22 protein-coding genes are annotated in these 23,817 nt (G+C 44.9%); 6 read left to right on the forward strand and 16 right to left on the reverse strand.

All coding sequences use genetic code 11. The features are described from left to right. Positions 1-36: 36 nt before the first annotated feature. The 10 genes from AB4493_RS00235 to AB4493_RS00280 all read right to left on the reverse strand — a co-directional run bounded on the left by AB4493_RS00235 (position 37) and on the right by AB4493_RS00280 (position 10,291). Positions 37-933 carry a LysR family transcriptional regulator gene (locus AB4493_RS00235; RefSeq protein WP_102320698.1) on the reverse strand — a complete coding sequence of 299 codons (897 nt, stop codon included), beginning with the start codon at positions 931-933 and terminating at the stop codon, positions 37-39. Positions 934-1,127: 194 nt separating this feature from the next. Beyond that, entirely contained in the window at positions 1,128-1,364 is a 237-nt protein-coding gene (locus tag AB4493_RS00240; RefSeq protein ID WP_017067743.1) for a YdcH family protein, read from the reverse strand. Positions 1,365-1,654: 290 nt separating this feature from the next. Continuing rightward, positions 1,655-2,527, reverse strand: coding sequence for a radical SAM protein (locus AB4493_RS00245; protein ID WP_372154342.1), 873 nt, complete (start codon positions 2,525-2,527; stop codon positions 1,655-1,657). 199 nt (positions 2,528-2,726) lie between these two features. After that, positions 2,727-2,849, reverse strand: coding sequence for a hypothetical protein (locus tag AB4493_RS00250; RefSeq protein WP_258182976.1), 123 nt, complete (start codon positions 2,847-2,849; stop codon positions 2,727-2,729). Positions 2,850-3,072: 223 nt separating this feature from the next. Then, positions 3,073-3,768 carry an aspartate/glutamate racemase family protein gene (locus AB4493_RS00255; protein WP_108209326.1) on the reverse strand — a complete coding sequence of 232 codons (696 nt, stop codon included), beginning with the start codon at positions 3,766-3,768 and terminating at the stop codon, positions 3,073-3,075. 159 nt (positions 3,769-3,927) lie between these two features. Further along, the gene (locus AB4493_RS00260; protein ID WP_372154343.1) at positions 3,928-4,911 is read right to left on the reverse strand and encodes an HAD family hydrolase; all 984 of its coding nucleotides are present in this window, start codon (positions 4,909-4,911) and stop codon (positions 3,928-3,930) included. 178 nt (positions 4,912-5,089) lie between these two features. Continuing rightward, positions 5,090-6,355 (reverse strand): RidA family protein, encoded by a 1,266-nt coding sequence (locus AB4493_RS00265; protein ID WP_372154344.1) that lies wholly within the window; start codon positions 6,353-6,355, stop codon positions 5,090-5,092. 174 nt (positions 6,356-6,529) lie between these two features. Beyond that, complete coding sequence (gene argF, locus AB4493_RS00270) at positions 6,530-7,576, reverse strand: ornithine carbamoyltransferase (RefSeq protein ID WP_372154345.1); 1,047 nt, start codon at positions 7,574-7,576, stop codon at positions 6,530-6,532. A gap of 170 nt (positions 7,577-7,746) precedes the next feature. Further along, on the reverse strand, positions 7,747-8,838 hold the full coding sequence (gene aguA / locus AB4493_RS00275; RefSeq protein ID WP_017078524.1) for an agmatine deiminase: 1,092 nt from the start codon (positions 8,836-8,838) through the stop codon (positions 7,747-7,749). Between the two features lie 16 nt (positions 8,839-8,854). Continuing rightward, positions 8,855-10,291: an APC family permease gene (locus tag AB4493_RS00280; RefSeq protein WP_017078523.1), complete on the reverse strand. Its 1,437-nt coding sequence runs from the start codon at positions 10,289-10,291 to the stop codon at positions 8,855-8,857. A 396-nt stretch (positions 10,292-10,687) separates the two neighbouring features. On the opposite strand from AB4493_RS00280, the gene arcC reads away from it, so the two are divergent. Together arcC and AB4493_RS00290 are read left to right on the forward strand one after the other, a co-directional pair. Then, complete coding sequence (gene arcC / locus AB4493_RS00285) at positions 10,688-11,596, forward strand: carbamate kinase (protein WP_372154346.1); 909 nt, start codon at positions 10,688-10,690, stop codon at positions 11,594-11,596. Between the two features lie 124 nt (positions 11,597-11,720). After that, positions 11,721-12,347: a TetR/AcrR family transcriptional regulator gene (locus AB4493_RS00290; protein ID WP_004732262.1), complete on the forward strand. Its 627-nt coding sequence runs from the start codon at positions 11,721-11,723 to the stop codon at positions 12,345-12,347. Positions 12,348-12,474: 127 nt separating this feature from the next. On the opposite strand, the gene AB4493_RS00295 is transcribed toward AB4493_RS00290, so the two are convergent. After that, positions 12,475-13,719, reverse strand: coding sequence for an NADH:flavin oxidoreductase/NADH oxidase family protein (locus AB4493_RS00295; protein ID WP_372154347.1), 1,245 nt, complete (start codon positions 13,717-13,719; stop codon positions 12,475-12,477). Between the two features lie 279 nt (positions 13,720-13,998). Between AB4493_RS00295 and nfsA the strand changes: the two genes are divergently transcribed. Then, positions 13,999-14,721 carry an oxygen-insensitive NADPH nitroreductase gene (gene nfsA, locus AB4493_RS00300; protein WP_017060948.1) on the forward strand — a complete coding sequence of 241 codons (723 nt, stop codon included), beginning with the start codon at positions 13,999-14,001 and terminating at the stop codon, positions 14,719-14,721. A 136-nt stretch (positions 14,722-14,857) separates the two neighbouring features. Here the strand turns inward: nfsA and AB4493_RS00305 are convergent, their stop codons facing one another. Continuing rightward, positions 14,858-16,390: a phospholipase D family protein gene (locus tag AB4493_RS00305; RefSeq protein ID WP_372154348.1), complete on the reverse strand. Its 1,533-nt coding sequence runs from the start codon at positions 16,388-16,390 to the stop codon at positions 14,858-14,860. Between the two features lie 495 nt (positions 16,391-16,885). Between AB4493_RS00305 and AB4493_RS00310 the strand changes: the two genes are divergently transcribed. Then, positions 16,886-17,383 carry a hypothetical protein gene (locus AB4493_RS00310; RefSeq protein WP_372154349.1) on the forward strand — a complete coding sequence of 166 codons (498 nt, stop codon included), beginning with the start codon at positions 16,886-16,888 and terminating at the stop codon, positions 17,381-17,383. Between the two features lie 207 nt (positions 17,384-17,590). Continuing rightward, the gene (locus tag AB4493_RS00315; protein ID WP_017062386.1) at positions 17,591-17,881 is read left to right on the forward strand and encodes a putative quinol monooxygenase; all 291 of its coding nucleotides are present in this window, start codon (positions 17,591-17,593) and stop codon (positions 17,879-17,881) included. Positions 17,882-18,001: 120 nt separating this feature from the next. Here AB4493_RS00315 and AB4493_RS00320 read toward each other — a convergent pair whose 3' ends face one another. Then, a complete protein-coding gene (locus AB4493_RS00320) occupies positions 18,002-18,883 on the reverse strand; it encodes a LysR family transcriptional regulator (RefSeq protein ID WP_108092186.1) in 882 nt (293 codons plus the stop codon). A 281-nt stretch (positions 18,884-19,164) separates the two neighbouring features. Here AB4493_RS00320 and AB4493_RS00325 point away from each other — a divergent pair, with 281 nt between their 5' ends. Beyond that, entirely contained in the window at positions 19,165-20,352 is a 1,188-nt protein-coding gene (locus AB4493_RS00325; protein WP_017062388.1) for an MFS transporter, read from the forward strand. Positions 20,353-20,426: 74 nt separating this feature from the next. On the opposite strand, the gene AB4493_RS00330 is transcribed toward AB4493_RS00325, so the two are convergent. From AB4493_RS00330 to AB4493_RS00340, 3 genes are all read right to left on the reverse strand, one after another. Beyond that, complete coding sequence (locus AB4493_RS00330) at positions 20,427-20,987, reverse strand: sugar O-acetyltransferase (protein WP_017064028.1); 561 nt, start codon at positions 20,985-20,987, stop codon at positions 20,427-20,429. 202 nt (positions 20,988-21,189) lie between these two features. Further along, positions 21,190-22,188, reverse strand: coding sequence for a LacI family DNA-binding transcriptional regulator (locus tag AB4493_RS00335; protein WP_372154350.1), 999 nt, complete (start codon positions 22,186-22,188; stop codon positions 21,190-21,192). Positions 22,189-22,287: 99 nt separating this feature from the next. Next, entirely contained in the window at positions 22,288-23,727 is a 1,440-nt protein-coding gene (locus tag AB4493_RS00340; protein ID WP_372154351.1) for a 6-phospho-beta-glucosidase, read from the reverse strand. Between the last annotated feature and the right edge of the window lie 90 nt (positions 23,728-23,817).

Genomic DNA, 23,817 nt, shown 5'->3' on the forward strand with positions numbered 1-23,817 from the left:
AGTCACGTAGGGCTTTTTCGTTAAATCTATCTGATTCTACTTTTGTTCCCAATACGGCGGATTACCATAATATTCAGAGAAGTAGTCAATGAAGGCTCTCACCTTTGGTGCAAGTAACCTTGTGCTTGGGTACACAGCCCAAATTGCAGGCTCTGATGTTAATGGGTAATCTTCTAATATTTGAACCAGCTGACCGCTTTTCAGTTGTTCATAGGCACACCAATTCGATGTCACCGTGATCCCCATACCACCTGAGGCTGCGTCACGCAGTGCTTCCCCGTTATCTGCCCTGAACGACCCAGATGCCTTAATCGTCTTAGGCCCGCTTTCAGTATTGAAGGTCCAGTTTTCTAAACCAATTAAGCTAATACATTGATGATCGTTAAGATCTCGAGGTTTGGCTGGCTTACCATATTTGATTAAGTAATCAGGCGATGCACACACAATACGCTTGTCTGTCGCAAGTTTTCGGGCAATCAGTGTCGAGTCTTTCAGCTCCGAGATACGAATCGCGATATCAAAGCCACCCTCAACAACATCCACCATCGAATCTGATAGCCTGAGATCGACTTTTAACCCAGAGTAGCGCTCTAAGAATCCAGGTAAGGCAGGAACAAGATGCAAACGTCCAAAAGACGCAGATGCGGTAACTCGCAACGTTCCGGTTGGAGAATCACAACCCACACCGACCGCCGATTTGGCAGCATCCACGCTCGATAACACTTCTTCAGCATGAGGTAAGAATGCTTCCCCCTCTTCGGTTAAAGAGACCTTACGAGTGGTTCGGTGGACCAAGCGAACGCCTAAATTGTCTTCCAGTTTACTGATGTGCGAGCTTGCAACAGCAGGAGACAAACCAAGCTCTTGCCCAGCCATGCTGATGTTATGTGTGGAAGCTAAACGAACAAACAATTTGAGGTGTTCAATATTCATGAGATTACCAATAAAATCTTAAAAATCGCGTACCAGTAACCCTCATTATGCGTCATTCACATAATAATACAACGTATTAACTCAGTTGAATTGTGAAGAAGTGATTGAGCCAAAACGAAAAAAAACTCCCGAAGGAGTTTTTTTGTCTAAGTCTGCAATTCGCCATTTAGCTAGTCAGCAAAATTACCAACTCACTAGCCAGTTAAACGTGCATGCAGTGCATCTTTCAGTACAGAACGATCATGTTTCAGTTGGTGCATCGAGCCGTCATCAATGGGTGAATCTTTCAGCTCAAGCTTACGAATCTCTTTATCAAGGTTGTCGTACGTCTTCATGTCTGCTGCAAAGCCATCGTCAGTTTTAACAAGCTCAGCAATTTTATCTTTCATTTCAGGAAATTCGTGAACAAGAGAATGATTTTCACCTAGCATAGAAACCTCTTAAGTTGAGTAAAGTGATTGGTATTACGCATTCATTATTAACCTTAGCAAGGGATTCAAATGACAAATGAGATCCAGTACACAGCGTAGAATATAGACAATTTAGATTCACAAATTTACAACATCCCCCTACAAAATCGAGGGTGTTAAATTGAATTGTCTCAGTAACGATATAGGCTCACGAGAATCATGAATTCTCGTAAGCACTACTTTTATCTTGTTGGATTTGAATCCAGCGAACAGGTCTAAATTTTGAATGAGACCTTTCAGCTATCAGTTATCTACCAGGCAAAAGTTTGAATCACGCTATCCTTCGCCATTGGATTAGATGTGATCGCATGATTCACCTTGGCTAAGAACTGCTCTCTAGAATCAAGTAGGAAGCCTTTCTGAGTCACGATGTTGTTACCGTGGTCACCCCAATAGAAAGTATCGATATTGAGGTTTTCGAGTAAGTATTTTTCCTCTTCTAAGATCTGAAGTTGAGTCGGCATGATGAACGTACCGTCATTAACTTGCTGCTCCAAAATCGTTCCTGGTTGTATTGCTAACGCCATTGGCGCTATCTGCTCAGGTTTCATGATATTCAGCAACCTTGTTGTCTCGACAATGTGCTCGCGGGAACGCTCACGACCGCCGAGTCCAAAAATAAACGACAATAGAGTTTCGATACCTGCCTCTTTTGCCAGTGCCATGCCCTCAATCGCTTGCTCTGGTGTCATACGCTTTTTGATATTATCGAGCACAACAGGATCACCAGACTCAAGACCCGCATACGCCATGCTCAACCCTGCACTTTTCAGCTCCTTAAGCTCACTCAAGCTCTTCCGACGGAAATCATTCAAACCGCTATAGAGTGATATTTTTCTACTTTCAGGAAAGGTGTGACGAAGCTTATCCAAGACCTTAAGCAGATAATCCGTACGAGCCGCCATCACGTTGCCATCAATAAGGAAAATCGATTCAACGTAAGGGTATATTAGGCGCGCTTCTTCAATATCTTTATACACGTCTTCAATGTCGCGAACCTTAAATCGCTTATCGCTGAACATATTACAGAACGTGCACGTGTTGATACTGCAACCTAAAGTGGTTTGAATCAGAATGCTCTTCGCCTCTGTCCATGGACGATATACTTTTCCCTCGTAATTCATATTGGTTTCTCCGGTCTATAAGCACGAGAGCGTGCTTTAATAAAACAGAGTTTATCAACACCAGTATTCATTGATAATTCGCGATATAGTCGAATCATTTTTTAGATTTTGTATAAAATAAAAGCCTTGTGACAACACAAGGCTTTGTAGGGGTAACTCTCTACCGGAGCAGCTGAAAATGTGTTTCCACAAAAGAAGATTAGCTGCTGCACCCTTGGGTATGAACTCGATTCATGTCGTCACCGACTTGTGCTTCTTGAGACCCCGTCGATTGGCATCCTGCCACGAATAACAGCGTTACAGATAAGATAAGCCATTTCATAATAAATCCTCTTTCGGTCATGACTAAAGCATAGTGCTTAAAAGCGCGGATACCTCAGTCATTAACTAAAACCTTACCTACCGATAAGGCCTTGGTTAATGAACAAAGCATCGCTTCTTTAACTAACGACCTGCTTTTGTACAAAAAACTTTCACTTCAACGAATGAAAATCGTACAAGAGCGAAAATAGGACAGCTATGGAACTAAGAATAAGAACTAGAAGTTAGTCACTCGTCGCCAAACGTACAGCCGCTTCTGCATGAATGGCTGTGGTATCAAACAAGGGAACATCAGTGTGTTGCTGCTGAATCAGGAGGGCGATTTCAGTACAGCCCAGAATAACGGCTTCTGCACCTTGTTGGCCTAGCTTCTCAATGATTTGACGGTATACATCTCGAGATTCTTCTTTTACTTGGCCTCGACACAGCTCTTGATAAATGATGTTGTGGACTTTCTCTCGGTCACTCTCATCAGGAATCACCACATCGATACCGAACTTGTTAGTCAGGCGCCCTTTATAGAAATCTTGTTCCATCGTGAAAGCGGTGCCGAGTAACCCGACTTTCTTTACGCCCTGTTCTAGCAGCTTTTGCGCGGTAGTATCAGCGATATGTAAGATAGGAGCCGTGATCTTCTGTTCGATTTCAGGCACGACTTTATGCATGGTATTGGTACAAATTAAGATGAAGTCTGCGCCACCTTTCTCAACAGATAATGCCGCGTCAGCTAAAATATCGGCAGTCTCAGCCCAACGGCCTTGGTGTTGTAACTTTTCAATCTCATCGAAGTTCACGCTATACATACAAATCTTTGCAGAGTTCAACCCTCCCAGCGTCGCTTTAACACCTTCGTTAATGGATTTGTAATAGCTCATGGTCGATTCCCAACTCATACCACCAAGCAAACCGATCGTTTTCATTTTTTATTCCTTTAATTTCTGACTATCCCGATTAAAGCGTCATGCGTTAAAAATTTATAGTACGATCTTGCTGAAAATGAGACGAAGTCTTCGCTATTTAGCAAAAGGCTCGAATGAACCATCCGAGCCTTTGCTGTTTTGTCCGAATGTTTGTGTGGGTTAATACACCTCACACCAATCGGATTTCATGTCGATTAACGTCCAATCATCTCTGGAGTTCGCTTCGTCGAGTGCTTTATCAAGCTTACCCACATGGGACTCACGATCATACTTCCACTCGCGCTCGGCATCGGTGTGATGAACAATCATCGCCATTGAGTTTGGTTGACTGCTTGCCCACTGCATCATGGCTTGATCGCCGTCTGAGTTACCTACTGCTAGAATCGGCTTCTTACCGATAATATGCTGAATATTGCTGACCTTTCCGGCTTTGTCATCAATGGTCAAAATGGACGAATCTTTGGTAACGGTCGGATTACCGTCGTTGTAGCTGTAGTTGTATTTAAGTGCGCTACCGATGATCTGTTCTGACGGGATATTGTAAGCATCAGGAGCCCACACTCTCATGAAGTCAACACCGCCACCCGACACGATGTAAGTCTTGAAGTCATGCTCTTGAAGGTAAGTCAGCATCTCTTTCATTGGCTGGTAAGTCAGATCGGTATAGGCTTTGTTGAAGCGTTCGTCTTTCGCTGCAGCTAGCCATTGCTTAACATCTTTTTGGTATTGTTCGACTGTCATACCAGAGTGTGTCGCCATGATAATTTTCAATAAACCTTCTTCGCCGCTCCCTAGAACACTCTTGATGTCACCTTCAAGCACGAACTTAAACGGTGCTTCCGTTTTCCATTCAGGGTGTTCAAGCGCCATCTCTTTGATTCGATCTAACGCGAAAGCCAATTGGAAATAGTATGGCTTTTCAGACCAAAGCGTGCCGTCGTTATCAAATACAGCAATACGATCTTGGATCGCAACGAAGGTATCAGATTCAGCTTGGGTGGCTTGCCCAACAAAGTCGACGATAGCGGATTTGCTCTCACTATCCTTCCATGACGGCAGCAAATTGGGATCACAATCCTTAGCAAAAGATGAGAAAGAGAGGCTGGATAAGATCGCGACGGATAAAAGAGTTATTTTCTTCATAGCAACTACCATGTTGTTGAATTAATTGTAGGGTTTAATTCAATTCATCCTAGTTGGTCTACTCTGATTTTCCACTTATGGACACTATAACCAATACTCATGTTGGTATTGGAACAAACGTAAAACGAGGGCTAACCTCACGGCCAACCCTCGTTGTTTAAAAAGCTAAATAGAAAGCTTAAAGGCTAGGTGGAGTACCTTCACCATTGGAAGCAATCGCATCAATTTGCACCAAGGCGCCCATAGGGATATCAGACACACCAATAACTGTACGTGCTGGTAATGGACCGTCAAAGTAGTGCGTGCAAACGTCATTAAGCACATCTAGATCTGCCATGTCTCTTAATTGGATATTCAACTTCACGATGTCATCCATGACATGACCAGCGCTCTCAATCACTTCTTTAATGTTATTCAGGCACTGCATCGCCTGCTCTTTTGCGCCATTCGCAACAATCGCTCCAACTCTTGGATCCATCGGTAATTGAGCGGAGATATTGTTGTAGTGTGAAAAGGCGACAGTTTGCGTTGAAAGCGGGCTTATTGGCGCAGCTTTGGTATTGTTCGCATTAATTACAATCCCATGTCGGTCTTCAACCGCTTGCGGCGGAGTCCCATCACCGTGTGACACGGTCGCATCCATCTGTACTAACGCTCCCATTGCAAGGCCTTCAACCACCGTCACCGAGCGCGCAGGCATGTAGCCGACAGCCCTCGCAATCGCGGAGTCCGGGAAGAAGGTGGTATACACTTCATTGACTGCTGCAAGGTCATCAAGGCTTCTCACATGGATATTCACTTTCACGATGTCATCAAGCGGAACATCTACATTTTCCAGTATCGATTTGATGTTTTTGAGGCATTGAATCGCGTGCTCTTTTGCTCCACCAGCAACGATGCTGCCCGATTGCGGGTCAATCGGTAACTGGGCTGAAATGTGATTATAGTGAGAGAAAGCCACCGTTTGAGTTGATAGAGAACTGACTGGTACGTGTTGGGTGTTTCTTGCAATTTTAACTAACTCACAAGCCGCTTGAGGGTAGGTTCCTTCACCATTAGAGATCACCGCATCCATTTGCAAGTAAGCACCTTCGAGCGGCAAATCGGCTACAGCGAGTGTCGTGCATGTGGGAACATAGTGTTGGAAAAACGACGCATAGATTTCGTTAACCGCATCGATATCCGCAATGTTCTTCAAGTATATATTTACCCTCACAACGTCGTGCATGCGGTGTCCAATGCTCTCCACAATCGCTTGAATGTTTAGTAAGCACTGCTTGGTTTGAACTTCCAAAGAGCCTGAGATCAAGCTGCCTGTTTTAGGGTCAATCGGTAGTTGAGCAGAAAGGTTATTGTAGTGTGAGAATGCCACCGATTGTGTTGAGAAAGGGCTCAGCGGTGCATCTTCAGTGTTTCTTGAAACTTTAATAATATCGGCACTCATGTCGATACATCTCCTATTCGAGTATTGATGTCAGATATAGCCAATCAGCTGCGTGTTTACCGACATTTCAAAATAAAAGGTACAAAAATAGCCGAACCAATAAATCGTGATAAATACTGGTTCAGCTTAATTCGAGCAACACAGTGGAGGTTTTTACGCCCCCACAATTAACCCCTACAGAGTACTTAAGAAGCTGTCGATTTTTTCTTCATGATGCTTAACGGTTTCTTGTGTTGGGATAACCGCATCTTTATGTGTGAAGTACACTAAAATCGCCATCTGAGCAGTGAGTCGATTTTCTGCTTCATCGAACGCCACTGAGTATTCGCTTTCTAGTGCGCCGCGAGTCACTTCTTCTTTGTCATTCGCAGGTAGGCAATGCAGCAACATTGCGCCCGGACGAGCCTTAGCCATTAGCTCTTCTGTGATAACATAGTTAGGCATGAATGCCGCAAGGCGCTCTTCCTTCTCATCCATTTGCGTCACCCAGTAGAAGCTATCGCCGTACACAACATCACAATCACTGATGCGTTCTACATCATCAGTAATTTCAATCGTGCCACCAGACTCTTCACAGAAGTTGAGCGCCATGTCGATCCACTCTTGCTCCATGTGGTATTTCTTAGGACCAATTTGTTTGAAGCCCATACCGTACTTAGCACAAGTCAGCATCAGTGAACGGCACACATCTGTCGCGTCACCCATGAATGCCAAGGTGAGATCAGACAACTTACGTCCATCAGTGATGTGTTCTCTGATCGTGTAGAGATCCGCAAGCATTTGAGTTGGGTGGAAACGCGTATCAAGGCCGTTGATCACAGGCACTGTCGACATTTCAAGTAGGCCATCTAGTGTTTCAGGGCTATTAGTACGAGCCATGATGATGTCGCACATACGTGACAACACTCGAGAAGTATCATCAATCGACTCTTTACCACCTAAGTGAATGTCTTTTGGTGATAGGAATAGCGCATGACCACCCAGTAATGTTGCTGCCACCTCGAAAGAAACACGTGTACGAGTAGAGCCCGCTTCAAAGATCATCCCAACTGACTTGCCTTTGAACAGAGGTGGAATTGCGTTGTCTTTGCGCGCCTGTTTCAGATGAGTCATGAGCTCCATCATGTTGTCCATCTCTTCTACAGAGAAATCTTTCATGGAAACCATGTGCTCTAGGTTTGCTTTGTTTAGTTCAGTTGCGCTAGAAGAAGGTAATTTCATAATAAGTTCCTATTTTTCATAATTTTGTGCGCGGCTCTTTCAAGTTCACTTTCATGGCAATTTGATTTTGAATACCTGCCATCACTTTCAAGAACCGCTACGTTTGGGGTTAAATATTGGTATTAACGACTGCTCTCAGTCTTTAGTTGTTATTAGGTTTATCGCTGTAACTAAACTCTTGGCACTTGTTGGGTGATGCAGTGGATGTTGCCGCCACCTAACAAAATTTCTCGAGCCGGAACGCCATTCACTTCGTAGCCTGGATAAATGCCTTCCAAGATCCCGATAACATCGTTGTCGTAGCGTTGATCGAGCAACGGCAACACAATTTGGTTATTGGTAATCAGGTAATTGGCATACGACGCCGCTAAACGCTCACCCGCTTCTCGCTCCATTCCGTCTGCGATATCGATACCTGCCGCTTCTTCCTCGGTCATGAAAAGAGGGCCTGGCATCGGCAGCTTGTGTACCTTGATTTGACGGCCTTTGGCATCGGTTTGACTGGTGATGTAGTCATAGGCTTCTTTGCTGATCTCATATTGAGGATCATTCTTGTCATCGCACCACGTCAGAACGACTTCACCCGGCTTCACGACGTGAAGGATGTTGTCCACGTGGCCATTGGTTTCATCGTTGTACAAGCCACGAGGCAGCCAGATCACTTTCTCAACATTGAGGTGTTCACAAAGTACTTCTGTCAGCTCTTCTTTGCTCATATCTGGGTTGCGGCTTTCGTGTAATAAGCACTCTTCTGTTGTGTAGAGCGTGCCTTCGCCATCGACGTGAATTGAGCCGCCTTCTAGTACGATTGGAGCGCGGTATCGAGAGTCACGAATGGTTTCACACATCTTTTGAGCAACTTGGTTGTCGCGATTCCAAGGTGAATACAAACCATCAACAAATCCGCCCCATGCATTGAATTCCCAATCCACACCTCGGCGTTCACCGCTGTCATCAACAACATAAGTCGCACCGATATCACGCATCCAAGAGTCATCAGTCGAGATTTCCAACACTCGAATGTCCTCTGGTAAGCGAGATACTGCGTTATCGTATTGGTCTGAACTCGCAAGCATGGTGACTGGTGTTGTATGGCTGATCTTGGTAGCAACGTCTGCAAACACCGCTTGCGCTGGTTTTGCCCCATTGCGCCAGTTGTCAGTACGTTCTGGCCAAGCCATCCAAATTTCGCTGTGTGGCTCGTGTTCCCCTGGCATTCTGAAGCCATCATGTTTTGGAGTAGTCTCAATCAGTTTTTTCATCGTTATGTCCCCTAAATTATGCTTGAGCTTCTTTTTTATCTTGTGTCTCGGTCGTGTCGTCATCGCCTGAACCTTGCTGCTTCTTGCGTTTTAGAGCACCTAGAAGAATCCATTCACCAGCAAGGATGGTGGCAATCACGCCAATCAAAACAGGTCCTGTGTATCCCCAATCAGCAACAGTTAGATCAAGGGCCTCAGGGAAAATGAATAAGATCACGGCTTGAAGGACGACCAAGAAACAAACAATCGACATGACCCATTGAGCCGCCATGCCACCCGGAACTTTGAATGGGCGTTCACGTTGACCATCAACCACTCGAAGCTTTAGGTATGCAGGGAACATGAACAGGTAAGGAAGTAAGAAAATGCAGCTAGAGAAGGCAAATATCGACCAGAACAGATCATCATTACCCTGAGCAAACAGCGCGTAAGACAGGATAACGACCGTTGATACTGTGCCTGTGATGTTGTTTGCGCCAACTGGAGAGCCTTTCTCAGACACTTTCGCGACTGGGGCTGGAAGCTCACCTTCTTGAGCGGCTTCAGCAGCAGCTCGGCTAGCGCCCATTGTCCAACTCACCATGTTGCCGATAAGCGTTAACAAAGCGAAAGTACCGAAGATGTACACCATCGCTGTACCAACCACACCAGTGCCGAAAAGTGTTCTAAATGTGTCGATAAGGCCAGACACCAAGCCAATGCTTTCGACAGGTAGCGCCATCAAAATGCCTACCGTACCGAAGATGTATAAGAAAGCGGTGATACCGATAGAGAGGAAGACAGCCTTAGGCATATCACGAACGTCTTTCATTTCTTTAGTCATGGTCGCAACCAGTTCAAAACCCATTAGGTTGAACACAATCGCGGGTAAGAAAGAGACCGCAGAATCCAATGAAGGCATCATTGCGGGCAACGTAAATTCGTTGGCAACGCCGTTTTTCATTGCATAGATAAAGCCGCCCACACCCAATGTACTGATCACGACAATTTTTAATATTGCGCCAATATTGGTGACCCACACACCGATGTCGGCAGACACATTACAAATCAAAACCGTTAGCCACGTCAGTAATATACAAATGGCGATTTGTCCCCATAAAGACAGATCTGGCATGAAGAGTTCGGCAAACATCCCTGCAAACATGATATATACCGCAGGCATCCATAAACCAACGTTAATCCAGTAAAACCACGTTGTTCTGACTGCCCATTTAAAATTGAAGGCTTGTTTTACCCAATCGTAAATCCCACCTTCACCTGGGTAGGTGGTACTCAGTTCGGAAGTAATTAAGCCATATGGAATGACAAAGAAGACCAGCATTAACACCCACCAACCAATGGCACTGACACCAATACTGGCTGACGCGGTTAATGTGTCGACCACCAAAACTGCACACAGTGTAAAGAGTGCAATTCCCGTAACCCCCATTTTTCCTTGCGTTTCGTTACTCATCTCTTAGCTCCTTAATCTCTAATTCGGGATTAATTAAACGGCAAAGCGATGAAGTGAACTGGGATGAGAATTGAATATCGGTTTTACATAAACGAGTTCGGGGTAAAAATAAAATAAACCCAACAAATATTAGATTTATAATGCTAAAAGTCGGAATACTTGATTTTGGTCAATAACCATTCGATTAATAAATACATTTTCCATTTCAAAACCAAGATCACATATCTAGTTAATCTAGGGGGAATTAAGGCTTTCTGTGACATATAGGCGACTAAAAACATCAAATATTGATCACAAATCGAATTGTGATTTCTATCCCCACGACACCTGCATTATTTAAATACAATTCAAACTAACTTATTTGCCCTGAGCAAAATATTATTTGGAGAGTTAAACATGTCGAAGCCTATTATTGTTGTTGCTGTCGGTGGGAATGCTTTACTACAGCGTGGTGAAGTAATGAGTTGCGAAAACCAAAAAAAGAGCATCGCGCAAACCGCCAGCTCTTTGGCTGAACTCAGCAAAGACTACCGTTTAGTGGTTGTGCACGGAAATGGCCCTCAAGTCGGCCTACTCTCATTACAGAACAATGCTTATAAAGATTGCCCTCCTTATCCGTTTGATGTGCTTGGTGCCGAGACTCAAGGGATGATTGGTTACCTTATCCAGCAGGGGCTAAATGCTGCAATTAAAGACCGCTTTACGACCACGATTCTAACTCGCATTGTTATCGACGACAATGATCCTGCGATTGCCGACCCAGCCAAATTTATTGGCCCTATCTATACAGAAGAACAAGCCAAACAACTCGCAGAAGCCAACCAATGGGTTGTGAAACCTGACGGTGCACACTGGCGTCGCGTGGTGCCATCACCTTCACCAAAAGAAGTGCTAGAAATAAAAGCCATCAAAGACTTGCTAGAGAAAGAGCACCTAATTATTTGTGGCGGTGGCGGTGGCGCTCCAGTCGTCGAAAAAGATGGCGCTTATGTGGGTTTTGAAGCGGTAATCGACAAAGACATGACAGCTGCTCTTATCGCAGAAGAAATCGGCGCAGAACATTTACTGATCCTCACTGACGGCTCTCATGTTTGTTTAGATTGGGGAACCCCAAAGGAAGAGAAGCTTGAGAACGTGTCAGTTGAACAAATGAAAAAGTACACTTTCCCAGCCGGTTCTATGGGGCCGAAGGTCGACGCATGTTGTCAATTTGTAGAAAAAACAAAACAGCATGGATACATTGGTGACCTGTCTAGTGCATTAGAGATCATAGAAGGAAAAACGGGGACACATATTAATGCTTAATATTGGGTTATAATGCTTTATATAAATAAAGGGTAATAAAGTCTAAGTTTCGATATTCCGATTGGAACTTTTCTTGAAAGCCCTTTATGTTTTTTGTGTTCCAAATAAAAATGAGGATCATTAGATGCGCAAAGTAACAACCGAAGAAAAGTTAATTCGAATTCATGATGCTGTTGTGCAACTAATGGAACGCCGTGAAGCTACTGATATTTCAATGTACGATGTTGCCAAAGAGTGTGGAATGGCAACATCTACGGTTTATCACCACTATCCAAACATAGAGAACTTATTTCATAATCTATTAGATGACGTTTTTACTGATTTCGACTCTCTGCTCGGTAAATGTATAGATTACGAGCATGTTAATCATTGGACTGACATCAATCGCATGATTGAAACAGCGTATGTTAATTATTACAACAATCACCCGATTGCTAAAAAGTTAATTCTAGGTCGTCATACATTCACTGAGCTAGGACATGCAGACACCGAGAATGACTTAATTCTTGGTAAAGAAGTAGAAACGATTTATCGACAGTTTTTTGATGTTCCTCAGTTACCACAATCCATCAATGTCTTCGCTATCTCATTGCAAGTCGCAGATAAAATATACTCGTTATCTTATCGACAACATGGCTGCATCACACCAGAACTTGCCAACGAAGCAATCCGACTGACCGAGTCTTACCTTAAGCTGTATATTCCTCATATCTGTCAAAAAACAGAGCCTAGCATGATGCATACGCATTAAGAGAACCTGTAATCCCGATAACGTCTTACCTTTCTATTTGCGCTCGATGACCAGGCTAAACTCGCTGACCAAACAAAAAAGCAGAACTTCAATTCCTCAAAGTTCTGCTTTATCAATCCATGACTGCTTACACTCTGCGCTTTTTGAAAGCGTGCCAGCCAGCGCTGAGAATTGTTTTTACCACCACACCGAGTGCGCTTAGTTTTGGGTCGGCTTTCTTGCCAGAGGCAATGCGCCACATCTGATGTTCATACCAAACCAGCCCGACCATCGCCACCTTGTCTAATGCAGGTTTTCCTGTGGTTGGCACCGTTAGCGGCATGCCGTAACTAGGGTTTTCAATTAACTTGTTAGGGAAATCAGGATCAACCGCCATTGTGCGCGCAATGCCAATAAAATCGGTCGCCGAGGTGTTTAATGCGTCATTCATTGCTTGCGCGGTTCGAAAACCACCCGTGACCACCAGCGGAGTGCTGACGAGTTTTCTCGCCTTAACCATGTAATCCATAAAATACGCTTCACGTTTTACTGTGCTGGACTTGATTGATTCAGCTTTGCTCTTTGAACCCATCATTGATGGACTTTCATAGGTGCCACCGGAGATCTCAATCAGGTCGATACCGTTATCACTCAATGTTTGCACAACCTGCATTGACTCTTCTTCAGTGAAGCCACCTTTCATGAAGTCGGCGCTGTTAAGCTTAATTCCGACAGGGAAATCTTCACCGACCTCTTTTCGAATCGCGCGATAAACCTCAAGCACAAAACGAAGTCTGTTTTCGAGTGAGCCACCCCATTTGTCTTGGCGTTGATTGTGTCTCGAAGACAAAAACTGACTGACAAGATAACCATGAGCACCGTGAATCTGGACACCAGTAAAACCCGCTTGTTTTGCAAGCTTTGCGCTCAGCGCGAACTTATCAATAATCGCGATTATTTCTTTTTCAGTCAGAGCTCGTGGCGTATTAAAGCCTTTCTCTAATCCGCGCTCTAAAGAGATAGCTGAAGGGGCAACCGGGCTATCGCATAAGAATTTAGGAATTTGCTTACCTGGGTGATTCAGTTGCATCCATATCTGCGAACCATTCTGTGTTCCGGCACTCGCCCACTCACGAAATACGGTTAAGTCACTGTGCTCATCTAACACAACGTTTTTAGGCTCACCAAGCGCGCCTCTATCGACCATCACGTTACCCGTCATGGATAGGCCAATTCCTCCTCGAGCCCAACGCTGATAGAGCGTGACTAAACCTTGCTTAGGGTTATGGTGTTTATCACCTAGCTGTTCACTCATTGCCGATTTGAACAGGCGATTTTTGATCACTTGACCATTAGGAAGAGAAAAAGGGTCGTTGAGGCAGATTAGATTCATGCGCGTGGTTACTTTCTTGGGTTTATACATTCAGTCCAGTATGCCCTATTTTATCCGACAGTTCTGAGCATTTAGTGCCTATTTCGAAGCAAGTTTCACTCAATAATAAAATGCCAGCGGCATAGCAGCTGGCATTAATCGATTATAAATAGAATCTCAAAAACTGGGCTGGCGCTGCTGAAATATGTCAACCAGAAAGGCTCAAACACTCTTTACGCTCATGGTAATTGTCGTTATTGTGATTCTCTACGCCATCATCACAAGGACTGTCTGAGAGTTATGAACAGCACGATTGAAACTATTCTGGGGCACCGCTCCATTCGTCAATATACAAATCAACCGATTGAAAAAGCACAACTTGATGTGATTATTCAGGCTGGTCTCGCGGCTTCATCATCGAGCTTACTGCAGGCTGTTTCTATCGTGAGAGTGACAGACACAGAGAAGCGCAAGTTGCTAGCTGAATACGCAGGCAATCAAGCTTACGTGGAGAACGCGGCTGAGTTTTTGGTGTTCTGTATCGACTATCAACGCCACGCTCAAATTAACCCTGAAGTGAAAACCGACTTTACTGAACTGACCCTGATTGGCGCGGTCGATTCTGGCATCATGGCGCAAAACTGCATGCTGGCTGCTGAGTCTCTAGGTTTGGGTGGCGTTTACATTGGCGGGTTGCGTAACAGCGCACAACAAGTCGATGAACTGTTAGAACTGCCACAGCACACCGCCGTGTTGTTCGGAATGTGCTTAGGTCACCCGGCACAACAACCAGAGGTGAAACCTCGCCTCCCTGCTCACGTAGTAATGCACGAAAACCAATACCAACCGCTGAGCCTAGATGAAATTGCCAGCTACGATGATTCGATGCAAAGCTACTACGCAAGCCGTTCAAGCAACCAAAAGCAGAGCAGTTGGTCACAGCAGATCACACAGAAACTCTCTGGTGAATCTCGCCCACATATCCTGCCTTACTTAAACAGCAAGCAGCTGACCAAGCGTTAAGCCGTTAAGCCGTTAAGCCGTTAAGCCGTTAAGCCGTTAAGCCGTTAAGCGATTAGAGCTAGCAGCAAACAGCAGTACAAACAAAAATGTCAGCGTAATATACGCTGACATTTTTATTTATCCGGAGGCGGCTAGCTTACAGATATTTCTCAATCGGTAACAACTGTAGGAAACCTGATTGCATTCGTTCCCATTGACCAGTGTCAGGTTCGCTGTCCCAACGTTGATCGCCTGAATACCAATACACATCACCGTCTTCCAGTTCCAAGCGCCAGCTATTATCTTCACTCATCGCTTGCTCAATGGTGCCAGCTAACATTTCAGCAATCTCTTTGTTCTCGATGATCAAAACCGATTCCGTATTGAGGTAGGTAGAACGCAAGTTGAAGTTAAATGAGCCAATGCTTGCGATGCTGCGGTCGAATACAACTGATTTAGCGTGCAAACCATAGGCCGTCTCAGGCGCACATTTAGACACGTCTTGAGTCGATGCTTCACACAGCTTAGATTCTGGTTTTAGCTCAAACAGATCGATGCCATGCTCCAACATGTCGTAACGTCTGCCTGCATAAGCAGAATGATTAGTCACCAGATCATTAGACGCCATAGAGTTAGTTAGCGCTTTTATCTCAACGCCCTTGTTGTTCAATACCTGCCACTCTTCAAGCTGACCATCATCGAATACAAGGTAAGCGGATTCCAGCAAGATCTCTTGTTTCGATTCGCTCGCTAATTTCCCTAGAAGAATCGCGGTCGCTTTCGGTTCATCGGTATTGTCTGAATCATCAGGAACAGGCTGATCGTAAACAAAACGCGCATTCACCCATGCCATCTCACCAATCACCTCTTTCAGCAAACTATCAGCAGCCTTACGATCTAGTGGCAATTCCGGGTAATTTTGATAATGCGGAACGACAATATTATCTATCTTCGAGAGATCAGGTTGCTCGTCATCACCCAGCATATCGACAGGGTAAGACCAACGGCTGTTCCAGTATTCAACAAAACTGGTTTGGATGGTGTTAACTACCGAGCCCATGACTAATACATCGCGGTCTCGGAAATTGATTTCATCAGAAAGGTCGAAGTATTCATCACCAATATTACGTCCACCCACCACAGACAAAGTACCATCGACGGTAAACGACTTATTGTGCATACGGCGATTTAAACGAGAAAAGTCGCCGACAAAGCTCAGCCATTTACTGAAACCGCGGCGTGTTGGTGTTGGATTGAAGATACGAATCTCGACGTTCGGGTGTGCATCCAGTGCCGACAGCAACCCTTCACGTTCGTTGAGGTTGATATCATCCAGCATTACGCGAACCTTCACACCGCGCTCGGCCGCTGCTAATAAACGGCTAGCGAGATAGCTGCCCGATTCGTCAGAGTTCCAGATGTAATATTGAATGTCGATGGTGTGCTCGGCACTTTCGACCAGCGCTAATCGCTGTGCCAAGGCATCCCAACCAGACTCTTGCAGACGAACCGCAGTGGTGCCTTGCTCTAAAGCTTCAGGCTGAAATTCATTGGTTAGAACCGATAAAGAACTAGGTGCAGGAGAGGTTGGCGGTTCTGTTGGATGATCGATGCCTTCAGGAAGTGAAGAACACCCACCTAAAACGGCGATTAAGATTAACGTTAAACTGATGCGTTGGAGCACAGGCATGTATCTGACTTCCTTTTCACGATGGCGTCTTTAGAAACTTTCCGTACAGCTTTTCAATGAACAAGCTATTCCGATCTATTCATTGATTATTACTGCTAAAGCCTGAAATTTATAGGTAATTATCCAGTATAAATTTAAAGGTCGGTAAATTGGCCCACAAATCACTTAAGTTGGGTGAGTGCCAAACAGTATAAACTCAGCGGCTTTTCGACCATGTCAATGGTGAGCTCTATTCGGTCTGGGTGATGCTTCACCATTGTTTGGAGATCTAGTTTCACCGCTTGATTTCACACTAACAGGCGTGTCGACTTACTTATATGAGATTGTGCAAACGCATTACTTACGTAAGCGCTAAAGCTGTTGTTCATCTAAGGGACATGTAAGGATCAACACCGAAAACATTGTTCACGCTGCATAACCTTTATCGTCTCTACACAAGCCTTCCTTATAGTAGTACCCTTTATCGTATTTCATTCTTAATGGTGTTTATGTCTTATGAAGCTTTTGGTCGATCGCACTGGTGAACAGTTTTTAGATATTCTGCAAGAATCGGGAGATACATTGACGGTTCAATTCATTACCAATGAAGGCAATCGAAAGGGTAAGCCGTTCCAAGATAACTTGAGTGGATTGTTCCTCACAGGGTGGAAGCCGCGCACCACTTCAACCGCCATCGGATTAGAACGCTTTAAGCAAGGCAAACTTGAAGATCCCAAAGTGAGTTTCGCATTGCACCAGCTCTATCCACTGGGTCGAGACGTAAAATTACCTTCTGGAGATATCGCCACAATCGCGAGTTACGCCAATACCCATGCCGATGGCTACTATATGTCTGTGCACCTCAACGATGAATTAACCCGACTCAAGATTACACCCGATTGGGAACTGCAACCTTCCACTCAAAGATTGGCTCTGCCTTATTACCCAGCCCCAAGAACTAAAGAAGAGCTCGACAACATTGACGATTTTGATGCGTGGGCGGGCGGCTTCTAAATACTCCTCACCTACGCCTAGTAGCACATAATACCCAAGTTATTATCAATTATTTTTTGACAATAATTCAAATGTAGCACTGTTTATCGTTTCAAATATTCCCACTATTATTTATCCATCGACACAGACTGCAGCTCAATGAACAAAGAGTGGCACTGTAAACACAGACAAATCACCATTTCGGTGAAAAATAATATAGGTACGAACATGACTCAACTAACTATCGTCGCAAACATCGTCGCTAACGAAGACAAAATTGAATTGGTTAAAGCAGAGCTGCTAAAACTGATTGATATTACTCGCGCTGAAGAAGGCTGCATCAACTACGACCTTCACCAAGACAATGAAAACCCAGCACATTTCACTTTCTACGAAAACTGGACATCACGTGAACTTTGGCAAACACACATGGGTAATACTCACCTTGCTGAATACATGGCAGCAACCGAAGGCAGTGTTACGTCATTTACACTTAACGAGATGACTAAGATCGCTTAAGTACAGTTTCTGTAGTCTGTTACTAGAAAGCACACTGACAAGCTATCGAGTTCGATTTGGAAGCCCCGCTGCACGTCAGCGGGGCTTTTTCATTTATGCGGATATCGTCAGCTGCCTTAGTTAGAGCTTCAAACGGGGCAGAATAAAGTCAATAAACGCCGAGATACGTTTAGAGACAGAGGACGACTTGTAATAAACCGCATTCACTCGCTCTCGGTCTGTGTTGGCAAGTTTGTCTTGTTCCAAGATAGGGATTAGACGCCCTGCTGCCATATCTTCCTGCACCATAAACCCCGATAAACAAGCAATCCCATTTCCAGCTAAGACTAGTTGACGCACGGTTTCACCATTACTGGCTGTCACAGTAGGCGCGACATCACTTTGGTTTGGTAAAGGCCAATGGTTAAGCACTTTGTTACCCGCAAATCCCACAATTTGATGCGAACTCAAATCTTCAGGTTTGGTGGGTAGCCCACGCTTAGCGAGATAATCAGGTGACGCCACAATATGGAGTAAGCTTTTACCTAACGGTCGAGCGTGCAGTGTTGAATCGGACAGCTTACCGATTCGAATCGCAACATCAGTTCTCTTTTCGAGAAGATCAACGAAGCCTTCGTTGGAAGTGAGTTCCAACTCAATGTCTGGGTAAGCCTCTTTGAATGACTGCACCAACGGCACTAGCTGATGGAATACGAATGGACTGGCGGCATCGACTCTTAAACGACCTTTTGGCAACTCTCCGCGCGACACGATTTCTTCTTCCGCGCTCTGAATCATCTGTAATCCCACCCTGACTGAATCGACAAACTGCCGTCCTTCCTCCGTCAATTCCACGCGTCTCGTTGTTCGGTTGAATATTGAGACGCCGAGTTGCGACTCAACCTTACTCACCGAACGAGACACCTTGGCGACCTGCACATCCAGCGCCTCTGCCGCCGCAGAAAAACCACCAGCATCGACAACGGTGAGTACCATTTCTAAATCATCTGAACGGGTTAACATGAGGCTCCTTCGCTATCTTCATTTTGTTTAATGTCATCTCGCTTGTGCTCATCACAGCTCAAATCATCTGAGTCTTTTCGATCTCATCAGCTTAACCCAATGATCGGCTAACTCTTTAATTATTGCAAATTTCACAAAGGTTATTTGTGAATAGCGGCATTTTTCACAAATATATTTTGCTAGATAATCCTCGCCATCAAACGAAGCGCTCCTATTGCAGTCACAAGCTGCCCCATTTTATCGCGCTCGGTATTTAACAAAGAACAGTAAGAGAGATGATTATGCCATTAGCATTACTTGCATTGACGCTCAGCGCCTTTGCCATCGGAACCACAGAATTTGTCATCGTAGGCTTGATTCCTACCATGGCGAGCGACTTGAATGTATCTCTGCCATCGGCAGGCCTATTAGTCAGTTTATACGCGCTTGGCGTTGCCATTGGCGCACCAGTATTAACGGCATTAACCGGCAAATGGAATCGTAAGGCGGTGTTGCTGACCGTGATGGCATTGTTTGTCATTGGTAACTTATTGGCGTGGCAAGCTCCGGGTTATAACACGCTGATCGCCGCACGAATTTTGACTGGCCTTGCCCATGGCGTGTTCTTCTCGATTGGATCGACCATCGCGACAGGTTTGGTTTCAAAAGATAAAGCAGCCAGTGCCATTGCGATCATGTTTACAGGTTTAACGGTTGCATTGGTAACCGGCGTACCACTGGGCACTTATATCGGGCAAACCTTTGGCTGGCAAGCGACCTTCTTGATCGTGGCTCTGCTTGGCCTTATTGCTCTTATCGGTAGTGCTATCTTGGTTCCAAGCAACCTTAAGCAACCACCTGCGGCGAAGATTTCGGCACAACTAAAGGTTCTAACTCAACCACGCTTACTGTTGGTTTACGCTATCACAGCACTAGGTTATGGCGGTACGTTCACAGCGTTTACGTTCCTTGCTCCAATACTGGAAAATGTATCAGGGTTTGATTCGAGCTCTATCAGTCTCATCATGTTGGTTTACGGTGTGTCAGTGGCGGTAGGTAACATCTGGGGCGGAAAAATGGCCGACAAGATGGGCCCGATTAAAGCGTTGACCGTTATCTTCTCTGGTTTAGCCGCAGTACTGGTGGTATTCAACTTTACCGCAGTAAACCCTTACGCAGCTGTTGCTACCATTTTGGTTTGGGGTGCATTCGCATTCGGTAACGTTCCGGGGCTACAAGTGTATGTTGTGAAACTGGCTGAGAAATACACACCAGATGCAGTCGATGTCGCTTCTGGGTTGAACATTGCAGCCTTCAACGTCGGTATTGCATTAGGCTCATGGGGCGGTGGTTTGATTGTCGCGAAATCTGGATTAATGAACACCCCTTGGGTAGGTGCTGTGATCGTTTTGATCGCTCTTGTTCTGACTCGATTCAGTGGTGCGTTAGATAAGAAGCAAGCACAACAAGCTGTTCCATCTAGCATCTAGCATCTAGCATCTAGCAAGAATAGAAAAAACAAAGCCCGAACCTAGGTTCGGGCTTTATCAATTCAATCTGATTATTACTCGTTATCGATCGCTTTCAGCACTTTACATGGATTACCGACTGCAACCACATTGGCTGGGATGTCTTTAGTTACCACACTGCCTGCGCCAATCACGCTGTTTTCGCCAATGGTGACACCGGGGCAAATGATCACACCACCGCCAAGCCAAACATTGTTGCCAACATTAATCGGTGTGCCAAACTCAACGCCTTCTTCTACACGGCCTTTCACATCGAGTGGGTGACCTGCAGTCAGGATTTGAACGTTCGGACCAAGCAGCACATTGTCGCCAATAGTCACTTCAGCCACATCCAAAATCACGCAGTTAAAGTTAGCGTAGAAGTTCTTGCCTAGCTTGATGTTCGAGCCGTAGTCACAACGAAATGGAGGTTCTAAATGCGCATTTTCACAGTCCGGAATGAGCTCTTGCGTTGCTGCTTCCCATTCAGATGTGCCAGGAATACTGTTATTGAGTTTTTGAAGCACCTTGCGACATTCGATACGAGCTGCATAAAGCTCTTTATCCCAAGCCTGATAAGGTTCACCTGCTAGCATTTTTTGTTTTTCTGTTTTCACGTTACTTACCTGTTCTCACATCAATTAGCTATTTTCATATTACTTATCTAGCTTCACATTACTTAACTAATGGTGGTCAATTCATCGACCAAAAACGCAATATCGCACATCTAAATAACAGTGAATAAGGAGTGTTTGAGCTTGGTTTAAGAGATGCGCAGCTCGTCACTTTTTGTAGGTAAAATATGAAATTCGAACAGTGCTAATTTAGCTTCGCTATCGAATCACGTAACACCAAACTACCAGTGGTATTGATGGTGGTCGCTTGCTCTGTTTCACCGACAATTTGCAGGATCGCCTTTTGCGTCATTTGCTCTAATGGCACACTCACAGACGTTAAGCTTGGCGTTAAAAACGCCCCCACTTTGCTGTTATCAAAGCCGACGATCGAAACATCTTGAGGCAATGAGTACCTAAGTTCGGTTAACGCCTTAATCGCACCAATCGCCATATCATCGTTTTCAGACAAGATAGCAGTGAATGTGGTTCTGCTTTTTGCCAAAGCCTGAGCCGCGTGATAACCGCTCTCCATCGTCCAATCACCTTGAACAACGTTGGACTCATCCAATGCAACACCATGTTTAGTTAACACATCTTGATAGGCTTGGTAACGCAGCTCATCGGTCGAAGAACCGGCTTTACCACGAATCACTGCAATATCGGTATGACCCTGCTCGATGATGTGTTCAACCATCAAACAAGCGCTCTGATAATGGTCGGTGGTAATAGCATGATTGGGCTTCGACGGCATTTCACGGTTGAGTACCAGAATCGGAGTGTCGGTGCTGTCGATGGCCTTTGCAATCTCACATTCGGTTAAGCATTGCGGATAGAGGATGATGCCCGCGCACTTCATATCCAGCAGGAAGTTGATCGCCTTTATTTCGTCTTCAGCGCTGTGTTTGCCATCGGTGATCACCAGTTGGTGATTCGACTTTTCGCTATAAGAAGCCGCGTGATACATCAAGGAAGAGAAGTAAGGGCCATTGAACAACTCATTGGTGATAACAAAGCCGATGAAGTTGGTCTTCTTGGTCGCCAATTGCTGAGCCAACAAGTTCGGTCGATAACCTGTTTCTTGAATCGCATCAAATACCTTTTTCACCACATCTGGGCGCACGATGTTCTTGCCATTTAAGACACGAGAAACGGTCGATTTAGATACGCCTGCGCGGTTTGCGACATCAAGCATGGTTACCATTCGCTTCTTTTCCTTTATAAAAAATTAGCCGACATAGGCCGACTAATTCATTGCAAAATGACAGCTCACAGTTCACATAACTGCGCTGGGGAATGCATTCTAAATAGTGGCACCGTTAGATGCAATCACACCTTTATACCACTCGAAAGACTTCTTGCGCTTGCGTTCTAGTGAGCCAGATTGATCGTTGTGCTTATCTACGTAAATGAATCCGTAGCGTTTTTTCATCTCGCCCGTGGTGAACGAAACTAAATCGATACAGCCCCAAGGGGTATAGCCCATCAAATCAACACCATCAATCGAAACGGCTTTTTTCATCTCTTTGATGTGGTCGCCAAGGTAAGCAATGCGGTAATCGTCATTAATGCTGCCATCTTCTTCAATGGTATCAACCGCGCCAAAACCGTTCTCAACGATGAACAATGGCACTTCATAACGTTCATACAGAGACGCTAAACAGAAACGCAAACCCGTCGGATCAATTGGCCAGCCCCAATCGCTAGACTGGATGAACGGATTATCGACCGAATTTTCATGACCGCCGTCCATCGCTTCTTCTGTAGATTGGTGAGAAGAAGAATCCAAGGTATTCGACATGTAGTAGCTAAAGCCTAAGTAATCAGCCTTACCTTCTTTTAGGATCTGCTCATCTTCAGGCTGCATCTCAATGTTGAAGCCTTTGATTGCCCAGTCACGCGTAGCGTAATTTGGGTAATGACCGCGAACCATCACATCTGAGAAGAAGTAACGGTCACGCATCGCTTGTTGTGCCACCATAATGTCTTCCGGTTTAGAAGAACGAGGATAGAAAGGCACCATCGCACACATTGCGCCAATTTGAAGATTTGGATTGATCTCGTGACCTTTCTTAACCACCAAAGCACTTGCAACAAACTGATGGTGAACCGCTTGATACATCGCCTCTTGCGGCTTTTCGCATTGTGGAAACTTCACGCCTGAGCATAACCAACCGAAAATATCTGCCGAGGTGTTCATCTGGTTGTTGATCTCGTTAAACGTCATCCAGTATTTCACTTTGTGTTGGTATCGTTCCATCACTGCAGTTGAATACTTAACGAAGAAGTCGATCACTTTGCGGTTCATCCAGCCGCCATATTCCTTAGCTAGATGGTAAGGCATTTCAAAGTGGCTCAGTGTTACCACAGGCTGAATGTCGTATTTCAACAGCTCGTCAAACAGATCATCGTAAAACGCTAAACCCGCTTCACACGGTTCAGCTTCATCGCCATTTGGGAAGATACGCGTCCACGCGATACTGGTACGGAAACACTTAAAGCCCATCTCAGCGAATAACTTAATGTCTTCTTTGTAGCGATGGTAGAAATCCACTGCGACTTGGTTAGGATAGTTTTCGCCATCAATCACGCCATCGGTGATTCGACGTTGTACACCATGAGCGCCCGCTGTTAATACATCAACAACACTGACACCTTTACCATTCGCATCCCAGCCGCCTTCTAGTTGATGCGCTGCTACTGCACCGCCCCATAAAAAATCGTTCGGAAATTCGTTATTCATACCATTACTCGCTACAAGTTATTCGTGAAAAAGATCAGGATTAGAGAGCTCATTGCAACTCTGAAACCGATTTCAATAAAAGAAAAGATA

This window comes from Vibrio sp. 10N.222.55.A1, assembly GCF_041473835.1.
Lineage (GTDB): Bacteria > Pseudomonadota > Gammaproteobacteria > Enterobacterales > Vibrionaceae > Vibrio > Vibrio crassostreae_C.